Origin of the sequence: Veillonella parvula (assembly GCF_047241225.1) — a bacterium.
Taxonomy (GTDB): domain Bacteria; phylum Bacillota; class Negativicutes; order Veillonellales; family Veillonellaceae; genus Veillonella; species Veillonella parvula_O.
On record NZ_JBKTIE010000003.1, the window covers coordinates 85,481 to 98,061 of the forward strand.

The 12,581-nt window shown below is 40.7% G+C and carries 15 protein-coding genes; 6 read left to right on the plus strand and 9 right to left on the minus strand.

The features are described from left to right. Positions 1 to 74: 74 nt before the first annotated feature. The 9 genes from rbsB to ACLRYO_RS06475 all read right to left on the minus strand — a co-directional run bounded on the left by rbsB (position 75) and on the right by ACLRYO_RS06475 (position 7,526). Positions 75 to 977, minus strand: a complete 903-nt coding sequence (gene rbsB, locus ACLRYO_RS06435) for a ribose ABC transporter substrate-binding protein RbsB (protein WP_004694244.1) — start codon at positions 975 to 977, stop codon at positions 75 to 77. A 9-nt stretch (positions 978 to 986) separates the two neighbouring features. Next, positions 987 to 1,922 carry an ABC transporter permease gene (locus ACLRYO_RS06440; RefSeq protein ID WP_008715159.1) on the minus strand — a complete coding sequence of 312 codons (936 nt, stop codon included), beginning with the start codon at positions 1,920 to 1,922 and terminating at the stop codon, positions 987 to 989. Then, a complete protein-coding gene (locus ACLRYO_RS06445; RefSeq protein ID WP_118091120.1) occupies positions 1,922 to 3,403 on the minus strand; it encodes a sugar ABC transporter ATP-binding protein in 1,482 nt (493 codons plus the stop codon). The genes ACLRYO_RS06440 and ACLRYO_RS06445 overlap by 1 nt, the downstream gene beginning before the upstream one ends. 153 nt (positions 3,404 to 3,556) lie before the next feature. Beyond that, positions 3,557 to 3,970 (minus strand): D-ribose pyranase, encoded by a 414-nt coding sequence (gene rbsD, locus ACLRYO_RS06450; RefSeq protein ID WP_004694238.1) that lies wholly within the window; start codon positions 3,968 to 3,970, stop codon positions 3,557 to 3,559. Positions 3,971 to 4,158: 188 nt separating this feature from the next. After that, positions 4,159 to 5,049, minus strand: coding sequence for a ribokinase (gene rbsK, locus ACLRYO_RS06455; protein ID WP_316086446.1), 891 nt, complete (start codon positions 5,047 to 5,049; stop codon positions 4,159 to 4,161). 340 nt (positions 5,050 to 5,389) lie between these two features. After that, positions 5,390 to 5,716, minus strand: a complete 327-nt coding sequence (locus ACLRYO_RS06460) for a type II toxin-antitoxin system RelE/ParE family toxin (RefSeq protein WP_004694233.1) — start codon at positions 5,714 to 5,716, stop codon at positions 5,390 to 5,392. Positions 5,717 to 5,720: 4 nt separating this feature from the next. Then, on the minus strand, positions 5,721 to 6,002 hold the full coding sequence (locus tag ACLRYO_RS06465; RefSeq protein WP_004694230.1) for a type II toxin-antitoxin system Phd/YefM family antitoxin: 282 nt from the start codon (positions 6,000 to 6,002) through the stop codon (positions 5,721 to 5,723). 237 nt (positions 6,003 to 6,239) lie between these two features. Further along, positions 6,240 to 6,896 carry an NAD(P)H-binding protein gene (locus tag ACLRYO_RS06470; RefSeq protein WP_004694229.1) on the minus strand — a complete coding sequence of 219 codons (657 nt, stop codon included), beginning with the start codon at positions 6,894 to 6,896 and terminating at the stop codon, positions 6,240 to 6,242. Positions 6,897 to 7,004: 108 nt separating this feature from the next. Beyond that, positions 7,005 to 7,526, minus strand: a complete 522-nt coding sequence (locus ACLRYO_RS06475; protein WP_004694226.1) for a cysteine hydrolase family protein — start codon at positions 7,524 to 7,526, stop codon at positions 7,005 to 7,007. 283 nt (positions 7,527 to 7,809) lie between these two features. Between ACLRYO_RS06475 and ACLRYO_RS06480 the strand changes: the two genes are divergently transcribed. The 6 genes from ACLRYO_RS06480 to tnpA all read left to right on the plus strand — a co-directional run bounded on the left by ACLRYO_RS06480 (position 7,810) and on the right by tnpA (position 12,419). After that, on the plus strand, positions 7,810 to 8,055 hold the full coding sequence (locus ACLRYO_RS06480; RefSeq protein ID WP_021147581.1) for a type II toxin-antitoxin system prevent-host-death family antitoxin: 246 nt from the start codon (positions 7,810 to 7,812) through the stop codon (positions 8,053 to 8,055). Between the two features lie 2 nt (positions 8,056 to 8,057). Further along, on the plus strand, positions 8,058 to 8,378 hold the full coding sequence (locus tag ACLRYO_RS06485) for a type II toxin-antitoxin system RelE/ParE family toxin (RefSeq protein ID WP_120055894.1): 321 nt from the start codon (positions 8,058 to 8,060) through the stop codon (positions 8,376 to 8,378). 140 nt (positions 8,379 to 8,518) lie between these two features. Next, a complete protein-coding gene (locus tag ACLRYO_RS06490) occupies positions 8,519 to 10,144 on the plus strand; it encodes a tryptophan transporter (RefSeq protein ID WP_413084774.1) in 1,626 nt (541 codons plus the stop codon). Continuing rightward, positions 10,137 to 10,949: an ABC transporter ATP-binding protein gene (locus ACLRYO_RS06495; protein WP_316591657.1), complete on the plus strand. Its 813-nt coding sequence runs from the start codon at positions 10,137 to 10,139 to the stop codon at positions 10,947 to 10,949. The genes ACLRYO_RS06490 and ACLRYO_RS06495 overlap by 8 nt, the downstream gene beginning before the upstream one ends. A 9-nt stretch (positions 10,950 to 10,958) precedes the next feature. Then, a complete protein-coding gene (locus ACLRYO_RS06500) occupies positions 10,959 to 11,627 on the plus strand; it encodes an energy-coupling factor transporter transmembrane component T (RefSeq protein WP_316708695.1) in 669 nt (222 codons plus the stop codon). Between the two features lie 330 nt (positions 11,628 to 11,957). After that, entirely contained in the window at positions 11,958 to 12,419 is a 462-nt protein-coding gene (gene tnpA, locus ACLRYO_RS06505) for an IS200/IS605 family transposase (protein WP_004693034.1), read from the plus strand. Positions 12,420 to 12,581: the final 162 nt, after the last annotated feature.

A 12,581-nucleotide genomic window follows, 5' to 3' on the forward strand; every position in this document is an offset into this window, starting at 1 on the left:
TGGAACGAGAGCCAAAATAAAAAGAGTCGCATCAAAGGATGCGACTCTTTTTTGTACCCAGTTTCTATTTACAATTATTTTGTAACAACTTTAAGATCTACAGGGATTTTAGCTTCTACAGCTTCGCCTTTGATAACTTTTTGAGCTGTATCAATAGCGATTTTACCCATTTGGTCCGGTTGTTGCGCAATTGTTGCAGCCAATGTGCCGTCTTTAACAGCTTTGTCTGCATCAGCAGTACCGTCAAAGCCTACGATGAAGATTGTTTTGCCTGCGGATTTAGCTGCTTGGATAGCGCCTAATGCCATTTCGTCGTTATGAGCGAAGATAGCTTGTACATCAGGGTTAGCTTGCAAAATGTTTGTTGCTACGTTTAAACCTTTTGTACGGTCAAAGTCAGCACTTTGTTTTGCTACTACTGTTAAGTCTTTGTCAGCTACGTTGTGGAAACCTTGGCCGCGTTCACGTGTGGCGGAAGCACCAGGGATACCTTCGATTTCTGCAACTTTTGCAGCTTTGCCTACTTTTTCAGCGATAAGTTGAGCGGCCATTTCGCCGCCTTTTACGTTATCGGAAGCGATGTGAGCTACTACTTTGCCTTTATCAGCAGAGCGGTCAACAGTGATTACAGGAATGTTTTTAGCATTTGCTGCTTCTACGGAAGTAGAGATAGCTGCAGAGTCTACAGGGTTGATGATCAATACAGAAACGCCGCTTTCAAGTAAGTCGGAAATATCGTTTGCTTGTTTTGCAGGGTCATTTTGAGCATCAACGATTTTAACTTTAAGACCAAGCGCTTTAGCTTGAGCCTCAACGCCTTCCTTCATAGTTACGAAGAATGGGTTGTTCAATGTGGAAACAGAGAAGCCGATTGTGCCGGATTTTTTGTCGCCGCCGTTATCAGCGCTTTTACCACAGCCTGCTACAAGACCGATAACCATGATAGCCATCGCCAACAGTAACAATAGTTTTTTCATAGGAACCTCCTAGGCTTTCTTGCGGTCTGCAAGAACCGCCAATAAAATGACAATACCTTTTACAACTTGTTGATAGAAACTGGAAACGTCGAGAATATTTAACCCGTTGTTGAGGGTACCGATAATGAGGGCACCAATTAATGTGCCAACAATATGACCACGACCACCAGCAAGGCTTGTGCCGCCAAGAACCACCGCTGCAATAGCGTCAAGTTCATAGCCTGCACCTGCTGTCGGTTGTGCAGAGTTAAGACGAGAGGTGATGATTGCACCCGCGATACCACAGAGCATACCGGTTAAGGCATACACGAAGATTTTAACGCGGTCAATCTTGATACCAGCAATGTAACTTACCTTTTCACTACCACCTACGGCGTATGTTTTACGGCCTAAGGATGTGCGGCTCAATACGAACCAAAGGGCGATGAAAGCTAGGAACATTGTGATCGCTGGAACTGGAAGGCCTGCAATATCCCCTTGGCCAAAGCCGTGGAATAGAGGATCTTGAGTAAGACCGGAGATTGGGTTACCGTCTGTGAATACTAGCGTCGCACCACGGTAGATTGTCATGGTCGCCAAGGTAGCGATAAATGGAGCTACGCGGCCATAGGTAATAACGAGACCGTTAATACCGCCCAATACAAGGCCGGCACCTGCGGCTAATACGATAGCTAATACAGGGTCAGTACCAGTTACGATGAGGTTTGCCATCACTGCACTAGAGAGGGCAAGGATGGAACCAACCGATAAGTCGATACCGCCAGTTAAGATGACGAAGGTCATACCGAAGGCGATAATTGCATTGATGGATACTTGGCGCAACAAGTTACGCAAGTTAGAGAATTCAAGGAAACTGTCGTTCATGACAGAGATAATTACAAATAATAGGATGAGGCCGATGAGGGGGCCTAATTTTTTTACATATTGTAGAGCTTTGCTGTCCATTATTGTCCTCCTGTGGCTAATGTCATAATCGATTCTGGTGTTGCATCGCTACGGTCCAAGATACCTGCTACGCGACCTTCATGAATGACCATAACGCGGTCGCTCATGCCGAGCACTTCCGGTAACTCAGAGGACACCATGATAATGGACACACCATCGTTCGTTAATTCGTTCATTAAATCGTAAATATCACGCTTGGCGCCGATGTCGATACCGCGCGTAGGTTCGTCCATGATGATAATAGATGGCTTTTTACCGACCCATTTCGCGATAACCACCTTTTGTTGGTTACCACCGGATAGGGATGATGCGGGTTCGTGAATAGATTGTGTTTTAACGCCTAGTTTTTTAGACAATTCGTCAGCAAAGGAATTGAGTTTGCCCTTATCAAGTACATGAGAGGGGCAAATTTCGCCAAGATTAGGCAATGTAATGTTAGAACCGATGGAGAAATCAAGAATCAAGCCTTCGCTCTTTCTATTTTCTGTGATGAAAGCAATGCCAGCCTTGATGGCATCTTCTGGTTTTTTACAGTTTAGGACGGAGCCGTTTACTGTTACGGTGCCGCCGTTGTGTTTATCTACACCGAAAATGGCGCGCATAATTTCTGTACGGCCAGCACCCATGAGACCTGCTACGCCGAGGATTTCGCCTTTGCGCAAGGAGAAGGAGATGTCGTTGTCGAAACCTTCTGGTTTGAGGTTATCCACGTTCATAACCACATCGCCCGGTGTTGTAGTGCGAGCAGGGTAGAACTCGTCGATGGAACGGCCTACCATGTGGCGTACCACTTCGTCTACAGAAATCTCAGATGTTGGTTTAGTGATAATTGTGTGACCATCACGCATAACCGTAATTGTGTCACATTCGCTAAATACCTCTTCCATACGATGAGAGATATATACGATAGCAACGCCGCGTGCTTTCATTTTGCGCATCATGTTGAACAATGTCGCCGTTTCACGCTCTGTGAGGGCTGCTGTCGGTTCGTCCATGATGACAACCTTTGCATCTAACATCAAGATACGAAGAATTTCCGTCATTTGTTGGTGACCAACGGAGCAAAGGCCTGCTTCTGTTGTGAGTGGCAATTCGATGCCTAGTTCGCGGCATGTGTTTTCAGCCTCAGTGAGCATCGCCTTTTTGTCGAGCATACCAAATTTGTTGCGCTTTGGTCTCATTAAATATAGATTTTCTAACAATGTTAGATTTGGCCAAATGTTAAGCTCTTGGTGGATGAAGGCCACACCGTTTAGCTCGGCCTCTCTCGGGTTCGGGAAGGTTCGCTCTACGCCGTCGATGGTAATCGTACCAGCATCCGCCTTGTGAATACCGGTGAGGATATTCATGAGCGTAGATTTGCCGGCGCCGTTTTCGCCCATCAAGGCGTGAACTTCGCCCTCCTTGAGGGTAATACTTACATCGCGCAGTACTTGGTTTGTACCAAATGCCTTCGCAATGCCTGACATAACAATTTCCATAACTACTCCTATATGACTGATGAAAGTATCTCTTGATATATGTAATAGATTAGATGTTTAGATAATCTTTGAAAACTAAGCTATCTAATTTACATAAACTGATTTATAGGTTCAGTTCCTTAACGTATAAACTTAGTTGGTTAATCTATTATTTTAGGGACGATCGCTGAAAATACAATCGGCACGTAAGATAATGTTCGCATACGGAGATGTTTCACCAGTTCTAATAATGCATTTGCATTGTTTCGTGGCTTCTTTGAAAGCATCGTGGCTCGTTTCAATCCATTCGTATTGATCAGATGGGAAGGTAGACTCTAAGAAGGCGTAAGCCTTAGGATTATTTTCTTTAATTTCTGTTGCCACATGAATCGCTTCGGATTTCATATGTTTAGCGATGATGGATACTACTTGCTCAAAGCTAGGTACACCAAAATCCAAGGCTAAGTCGATTTTTTGAACCCCTTCAGGTACCGGTAAGCCACAATCAGAGATACAAATTGTATCTGTGTGACCAAGATCTGCCAAAACCTTAGCAATATGGCTATTTAAAATACCGTGTCGTTGCATAAATAACTCCTTATCTATTCCGATGACTAAGGCTTTAATGCCTTAGTCATTAACTCCCTTTGTTATATAGAGGACAGTTGCATTCATTGCTTGAAGAACGTATAGTTTGGATTGAATAGGCCTTTCAAAGCGACTTTGGCCCTGCGAAGGCAGACCCGGTCAGTGGAGCTTTGAAAGACCGGTTCAATCTATACGTGTTCTGCTAAGAATGCAGCGACCTCGTCTTTTGTTGGCATGCCACCTTGAGCCCCCAAGCGTTGGATGGAGAGGGCCGCTGCTGCATTGCCGTAGTGTAGAGCGTCGGCTAAGCTTTTACCATTAACGATAGCCGTTGCAAAGGCACCGTTAAATGTATCGCCAGCACCTGTTGTATCTACGGGCTCAACCTTGAAGCCAGGTACAATGTGAATTTCACCGTTATCGGCATATCCTACACCCTTGCTACCAAGGGTAACGATGATTTTGTTTTCGTTAGCTAGTAAAATCTCCTCTGTAGATTGATTAGGGTAGAGCGCAGATAACTCGTGTTCGTTTGGCGTAATATAGGTTGCTAATTCTAACCATTCCGAATCGAGGTCGGCTGCTGGAGCAGGATTTAAGAGGACTTTCACATTAGCCTCGTGACAACGACGAACGATGTATTCAATAGTTGGAATAGGAATCTCGTTTTGAACCATTACAAGATCGGCTTGCTCGATAGTAGACCAAGCGTTATCTACTACGGACTGGTCTACCTTAGCATTAGCGCCTGCAATCACGATGATGCTATTATCGCCTTCAGCTAATGTAATGTGTGCTGTACCGGTTGTAGTATTCGGTACCGTAACGATGTAATCTGTATTGATGAAATTTTCTTTTAAATTATCTATAATCATATGGCCGTATGCATCTTCACCGATACAGCCGACCATAGTGACCTCTGCACCTAGATGAGCCGCAGCCACCGCTTGGTTTGCTCCCTTGCCACCGTGAGCGATGTGCAATTCGTTGCCCATGATTGTTTCGCCTGCAGTAGGGCGTTTGTTCGCGAGGACTACAATATCCATGTTGCAACTGCCAATAACAACAATGCGATTCATAATAACTCCTTAATAAGCCTCTGCCCTAACTGGGACTAAAAATAACTATCATTTATTTTTATACATAGAATCTTGTGTATTTTATACAACGAGCTGTATATATAAATATAATTGATAATCTAAGAGGCATTTGCTTTCACATACCTATAAGTGTATATTAATCATTTATTAGTATAGCGTAAATACGTGAGTTTATCTATATAAATATCTATAAAATGTAGGAATAAAAAAGGTATACCCAAAATCTATGTTACATGAGTAAAAATGTACCGATTAGATTTAGGATATACCACTTTGAAGGGTATTTAATTTTTAAAGAAGCACTGGTTTAGTTCAAATGTTATAATCCGTTTAGTATATTTACATAATCCTGTCGTTGATCAAGTATAGAGATTAAATAAATAGTTCTAGCTTCCTCTACAACTGTGTAGAAAATAATAAGCTTTTCTAAAATCAACATTCGAAAGTCACTGTCATTAAGTGCTCTAATTTTAGGTGTAGTCCCCATATATGGATGGTTCATAAGATTTGAAATTGAATTTTGAATATTTTCTTTTACTTGTATAGCTGTTTCTTTTGAAAACTGCATAGCTATATAAAGTATTTGTTGATGTAGCTCTTTATTGAACTTTTCAGTAGGAATGATTGTGTAGGGTTGGGATTTCATAGAGTTACCCCATTTGATCTAGCATTTTATCGATACTGTTGAAAGCTTCATCAAGTGTAGTGGTGCGACCTTGAATGATATCGTTTTGTCCTTCTACAAGAGAGGATAATAATTCTATTTTTGACTTTAACATATTATATGTATTATAGCCGAGACTTACAGTATCTCCACGACCATTTACAGTAATAATGGCAGCCTCATCTTTAAGTTGTAAGGTTTTAGAAATTTCAGGATACTTATTTCGTAAATCAGAGGATGGACGAATTGTTTCTCGTAATATTCCCATAGTTATCTCCTTATAGTTTTAAAAGTATTTGTTCATCATTCTTATACTGTAATTATATCATTTAAACGATATAATTGCAGTATACAAATATATATATGAGATATTTAATTCAAATGAGGTTAACTAGATACTTTAATCATAAAATGATATATAAAAAGACTATCTTCAAGCGTATTGAAGATAGTCTTGTATTGGTATATAGTATTTTCTCTTTTTTACAAAATATTTATTTATATATTAGTGAAAGCTTGGTTTGTCATAGTGTGTACCTGGTTCACCTACGCCGATGCTTGTGCGATGGAAAGGCGTTTCATCCGCAGCATGTAAGATATCAAAAATGGCTTTTACCACAGCTTCGCGTGAAACTTGGGCATCGTTGAATTGAGCCCCTTCAGGGATGAGTTCGTAATCGGTTTTCTCTGGATCATTGTAAAGCCATGTGAGGCGCAAGATGGTGTAATTTAAGTTGGATTCGCGTAATACATTGCGTGCTTGGCGCTCACCTTGAACATAGCTAATCGGTAAGTTGTCGAAGGTCCATTTTTCAAGTGCTACAGGGAATTCACCAGAAAGTCCAGCCATGGACACACCGATAACACGGCGTATATTTTTGCGGCTCAATGCTTTCACGATGGAAGCCATATCACTGCCAGACTCCATAGCACCTACAAATACAACCTCCGCATTTGTTACAGCTTGTTCTAATTTACCAGGATTTTGGAACGAACCTTCAATCACTGTAACACGTTCATGGTCGATAATCTCTGGAGGTATACGTGTTTTCAACTGACGACCATATAATGTAATGTGCATATCTGTATATGTTAATAGTGTAGCAGTCAACTTTTGAGCTATTTGGCCCGCAGCTCCTAAAATCGTAATATACTTATACATAAAAAAGACCTCCTATGTTCGGGCATAAATATTTAATGGAATTTTAACATACATATATGACAAATACGTGAGAAAAAATTATAAAAATCTTTGTATTATTTTCGTAATTTAATTGATGCTTAACATTTCATTTGTTGTTTTTAGCTGTGCAAATCGATTCCGCCAAATCTTTTCTTTGTAAAAGGATAGGATTGTATCGGCTGGTAGATACTCATTATCAAAGGTTGAGATAGCATCTTCGACGATGGTGATATTATAACCATACTCAAAGCCTACTTTCACAGATGTATCAATGCAAAATTCCACTTGCATTCCTACAAATGTTACATCGGTAATATTTTTTCGGTTTAAATATTCCTTTAATTCAGTATCCTTGAAGATGCTATTGTAATATTTATTGAAAATCTTTTCGTTTTCTTGCGGTTTTAATTCGTGATAGACTTGCCAATTATCACTGCCCGTTGCTAATAAGCCCTCATTTTCAGAATGTCTGATATAAATGACTTCTATATTTTGATCTCTAAAATGTTGAATGATTGCTTTTGTATTTGAGATAAAGTTTTTGGCATTGTAAGGGTTTTCCTTAACTAAGCCTTCTTGAATATCGATTACGATTAATGCTTGTGCCATGATATTTCCTTTTTTAATAAATTATTTGTTCTTAAGTGAGAACTATTAGATTTTATTATATCGGTTATAAAAAATGTCAATTTATTAGTAAATAAGTATCTATGCGCATTATATCATATGTATATAACAAGAAAAGGAAGATATAAGTATCATAGATGTTGATAGTAATTTTAAAGGGTGCTGTAAAATTTAGTGTTGAATTTACGCGATAATTTAACTACAATAGTAATAAGATATTAGAAAAATGAGTAGTATATCACTAAAGTACTCTGGAGGTGATAGTATGCCGAATATAAAACCTATTTCAGATTTACGAAACTATTCTGAAGTTTTACGTGATGTTACTATAGATAGTCCCGTATTCTTAACTAAAAATGGTAGAGGCCGATATGCAATTATGGATATTCAAGATTATGAACGTCTAATGGCTACGATAAAACTTATGGGCGCTTTAGAGACAGGTCGTAAATCTGGTGAAGAACAAGGCTGGATTTCATCAGAGCAACTAAAGAGTGAATTGGGGATTTAATTATGAATAATCAAATTAGCTATGCACCAAAAGCACGAGAAGATTTGCTAGAAATAAAATCTTTTATAGAAGAAGAAACCGGTGATATTGAGTTAGCTAAGAAAACCGTTTTGGATATAGTAACTGCGAATGATTCGTTGAGTATATTTCCAGAAATGGGGCAGCGATTATTGATTAATCTAGGAAGTAAAATTGAATACAGATATTTACTTTGTCATAATTATTTAAGTTTTTACCGTTATTTAGATCGGACTATCTATATTGATAGAATATTAAACAGTAGACGTGATTATCTTAGAATATTATTAGATGAAGTACATTAGTTCTTAAAAGCACTATCATTAATAGATGGTGCTTTTTTTATGGACTTTACTTGAAGTCCCTTGATAGCCTCTAGGCTTTCACAAATTCTCGAAGAATGTTAAAATAAATCCATATATATTTTTATAGAAATGAGGCTATTATGGAACGGATTCAGGATCTTGTGTACACACATGTGCAGGGTGGCCAGTTTAGATGGGTTACTGTTAGCACATTGATGCTCGCATTGGGCACAATTTTGCATTTGGTGAGCCCTAGTGTGGCTGGGGTAACGCCGAACTGGACGATTGCTACGTACTGCGTAGCTATTTTATTGACTCGTCCTAGTTTGAGTCAAACCTTGGGGATTGGCCTTGTAGCGGCCCTCATCAATGTATTGACGTCTAAGTCAGCGTTCCCTTATGGCAACTTATTGTCTGAGCCGGGTGGTGCTTTGACGGCGGCTCTCGTAACGCGCGCTATGTTGTCTGTGAAGTTCCGTAAAATTGGTGGTTTTGATTTAACGCCTGTCGTGTCTGGCTTCTTAGCAACTGTTGTATCTGGCGGTATCTTTGTTACCATTTTGTGGCAAGTGCTTGGTTTGCCAAATAATGTGTACATGTACGGCATGTGGCCATTGGTACTCATTGTAGGAGCCTTGAATGGTGCCATTACACCAATCTTGTATATTCCGGCACAACGTTTATTCTCTAAACGTGGCATGTTGCCAAATGCAGATCAATTGACATCTGATCATAGTCGCTTGACTATTTTGCCTGAGCGCCAAGCTAAAATATCCATTGAGCACGTAAATTACTATCATCCTAAGGCGACTACACCATCCCTCGAAAATATCAATCTCGATGTAAATGAAGGTGATTTCCTCGTTGTTACAGGCCCTGCAGGCTGTGGTAAAAGCACCCTTTGTATGGCGATGGTAGGGGCGGTACCTAAATTCTATGGTGGACGTCTAGAAGGCATGGTCTTCGTAGATGGTCATGCGACTACGCAAATGGAAATCCCAGAACTAGCGAACCATATCGGTGTAGTTCTAGCCGACTACGATACACAGCTCGTAACGATGACTGTTCGTGAAGAAGTGGCCTTTGCTATGGAAAACCGCGGTTATGACCGTGAAACTATTAAAGCTCGTTCTGAAGAGGTGTTTAAGCAAGTTGGCCTCGTAGGCTTAGAAGACCGCAAGATTACAAGTTTGTCTGGTGGTCAACGCCAACGTTTAGCTATCGCTTCCGTATTGGCTACGAATCCAACCGTACTTGTTCTTGATGAACCGACTAGCTCTCTCGATCCAGATGGGACCGCAGAATTATATCGCCTCGTAGGTGACTTGAACCAAAAACACGGTATCACCGTTGTCGTTATCGACCATGATTTGCATGCCGTATTGCCGTACGCTAACCGCATGGCCCTCATGGTAAATGGTTCTATCGCCTGTGATGACGATGTACCGACTACGCTTCGTTACATGTACGAGCACAATATTCATGTCGATGCCTTGCCATCCGTGTTTACAACCTATATGGAATTGGAACAAGCCGGCTTTCACAGTGATGAACCTTGGCTCAGCATCGACTCTGCTATCAAGGGCTTGCACCAAATTGAAATGGCTCATGCAATACAAACCGAGGTGCATGGTAAAAGCAACTCTCTAGCTAATCAAAGAAATACAGTAGATAATCTTGCTGATCAATCTAATATAGTAGAAAATAGACAACCAGTTCAACGCGTTGATGATGTACCAGGAAAGGACGGTGGCGCTCATGCTTAAGGTTGAAAACATCCGTTTTGGCTATGTGCCAGCCGTAGATATTTTCCGAGACGTGACTTTCACCATCGAAGGAGGCGAATATATCGCTATTGGTGGTCGTAATGGTTGCGGCAAAACGACTATTACGCGTTTGCTCGTAGGCCTCGAAAAGGCTAGGGAAGGCCACATGTATTATAATGGCAGAGATATTATGTCCATGCCGCCGTCTAAACGGGGGCAATTTATCGGCTACGTATTTCAACAGCCAGATCGCCAAATGTTCAGACCTACCGTAGCCACAGAGGTTGCCTTCGGACCTGAGTCCTTGGGGCGCAGTAAAGCCGAAGTGAAGCGTATCGTTGATGAAGTATTGGCGCGCACAGGCATCGGTCATTTGCGTGAAGCCTATCCTCCAACATTGCGCCGCGGTGAAAAGCAACGTGTTGCCATTGCTTCTGCGCTGGCTATGCAGTCTAAAATCCTCATACTTGACGAACCAACCAGTGGTCAAGATGGTAAGGAAACTAAAGAGCTATTAGCACTATTGCGTCAGCTTAATTCAGAAGGTATCACAATCCTTCTTATTACCCATGATATGGAAATCATGGCTAGCGAATGTAGTCGTGCTATCATTATGGGCAACCAAACCGTAGCCTTCGACGGTAGTCCAGAAGAATTATTCAAAAAATCTACGGATGAATTGCAAGACCTAGGCCTTACGAAGCCGCCAAGTGTGGAACTTTCACTAGCGGTACCATCCTTAGGTTATTGCAAATCTATGGATGAATTGAAATCTAAGTTAGTGGCTCAGTTGAGCGGAAAATAGGAGGGACATATGGAACGTTTAGTACCGTTAACAAAAATCTTGATGACCCTCGCTGTATCCGTGTGGGCCATCCTGTTGCGCGACTGGGCATCGCTATTGGCATTAGTTGTAGTAGAACTCGGTGTATTGTTTTTGGCAGGTTTGTTATTCAAACAACGCAAAGCCGTGTTGGCATTAACTAGCTTTGCTGTATTTCTTGGCCTCATCCAATTCCTCGGTAGCGGCGATGTAACATCTGCCATCGTATCCGGCTTGCGAATGTTGGCTATGACACTTGTCTTTATAGGCCTGTTGGCAACTACAAAATTACAAGATCTTACGGCCGCGCTCGTAACACAATGTAAAATTCCTTACGAATATGCATTTATGTTCACTGCCGCACTTCGCTTTGTGCCTGACTTCATTGCTGAAAGCCATGCTGTACAAGAGGCGCAAGCTTGCCGTGGCTTATCTCTCGAAGGCAACTTCATTAAGCGCATCAAATCCTATGCATCTGTTATCCAACCATTGCTATTAAAATCCTTGGGACGCTCCGAAACAATGGCGTTATCCTTGGAACTACGTGGTTTTGGGGGCCCTACACACAGCTTTGCTGCATCCGTAGGATTGAAAAGAATCGACTATAATGTTATTAGTGCTTTAATTGTTATTACAATACTTTTATTTGTTATTGTGTAATTTTCTTATAAATCAAGTAAGAGTATAATTTTGCTTCTATAGAAATGTATTAGCTCTAATAGTTATAATAAAAAATATGATGAAAGTATATAAGTAAAATAAGAGCTTTTTACTTATATATGCTTCAAAATGTATATGCTGAGTGGTAAAAAACGTTGTTTTTACCACTCAGTTTTGTTATTGTCTTTAGACTGGTTCGTGACGTAGTCGCGAACCATAAAACCACCCGCTATGCGGGTGCGGCAACGAAAGTTATACAAAAAAATCACCTTGCTTAAGTATAATGTAGGTGTTCAAGCCGCATTATATGCAAAAGAAAGGTGATTTTATATGGCAACAAAGACACAGAGTCTTGCGCACACAAAATGGTTATGCAAATACCACATAGTATTTACACCTAAGTATAGACGTAAAGTTATATATAATCAATATAGAAATAGTTTACGTGAAATACTGAGGCGTTTATGTGAATATAAGGGCGTCAAGATTATAGAGGGGGAGCTTATGGCAGATCATGTGCATATGTTAGTATTAATCCCACCTAAAATAGCAGTTTCATCTTTTATGGGATATTTAAAAGGTAAAAGTGCACTTATGATGTTCGATAAACACGCAAACTTAAAGTATAAATTTGGAAATAGACACTTTTGGTCTGAGGGATATTATGTTAGTACGGTAGGTCTAAATGAGGCAACAGTAAAAAAATATATACGTGAGCAAGAGTTACATGACCAAATGAAGGATAAGTTAAGTGTAAAAGAATATGAGGACCCTTTTAAGGGTAGCAAGTAATACATATCCCCTTTGAGGGGAAGGTTACGAGTCAATGGCTATGCGGCTTGAACGTAGTGAAAGCCAGCGCCTTTAGACGCTGGCCTAGTACTACGGGCTTATAGCCCGTGAGCAAACCACCCGTTTTACGGGTGGTTCTGATTGTATTGGGGATATAGATGT

Coding starts and splice junctions, on each gene's coding strand:
- ACLRYO_RS06460 (WP_004694233.1), bottom strand. CDS start 5,716: ATGAAATCCCAACCCTACACAATCATTCCTACTGAAAAGTTCAATAAA.
- ACLRYO_RS06490 (WP_413084774.1), top strand. CDS start 8,519: ATGGAACGGATTCAGGATCTTGTGTACACACATGTGCAGGGTGGCCAG.
- rbsK (WP_316086446.1), bottom strand. CDS start 5,049: ATGAATCGCATTGTTGTTATTGGCAGTTGCAACATGGATATTGTAGTC.
- ACLRYO_RS06500 (WP_316708695.1), top strand. CDS start 10,959: ATGGAACGTTTAGTACCGTTAACAAAAATCTTGATGACCCTCGCTGTA.
- ACLRYO_RS06485 (WP_120055894.1), top strand. CDS start 8,058: ATGAATAATCAAATTAGCTATGCACCAAAAGCACGAGAAGATTTGCTA.
- tnpA (WP_004693034.1), top strand. CDS start 11,958: ATGGCAACAAAGACACAGAGTCTTGCGCACACAAAATGGTTATGCAAA.
- ACLRYO_RS06470 (WP_004694229.1), bottom strand. CDS start 6,896: ATGTATAAGTATATTACGATTTTAGGAGCTGCGGGCCAAATAGCTCAA.
- ACLRYO_RS06495 (WP_316591657.1), top strand. CDS start 10,137: ATGCTTAAGGTTGAAAACATCCGTTTTGGCTATGTGCCAGCCGTAGAT.
- ACLRYO_RS06440 (WP_008715159.1), bottom strand. CDS start 1,922: ATGGACAGCAAAGCTCTACAATATGTAAAAAAATTAGGCCCCCTCATC.
- rbsB (WP_004694244.1), bottom strand. CDS start 977: ATGAAAAAACTATTGTTACTGTTGGCGATGGCTATCATGGTTATCGGT.
- ACLRYO_RS06475 (WP_004694226.1), bottom strand. CDS start 7,526: ATGGCACAAGCATTAATCGTAATCGATATTCAAGAAGGCTTAGTTAAG.
- ACLRYO_RS06465 (WP_004694230.1), bottom strand. CDS start 6,002: ATGGGAATATTACGAGAAACAATTCGTCCATCCTCTGATTTACGAAAT.
- rbsD (WP_004694238.1), bottom strand. CDS start 3,970: ATGCAACGACACGGTATTTTAAATAGCCATATTGCTAAGGTTTTGGCA.
- ACLRYO_RS06480 (WP_021147581.1), top strand. CDS start 7,810: ATGCCGAATATAAAACCTATTTCAGATTTACGAAACTATTCTGAAGTT.
- ACLRYO_RS06445 (WP_118091120.1), bottom strand. CDS start 3,403: ATGGAAATTGTTATGTCAGGCATTGCGAAGGCATTTGGTACAAACCAA.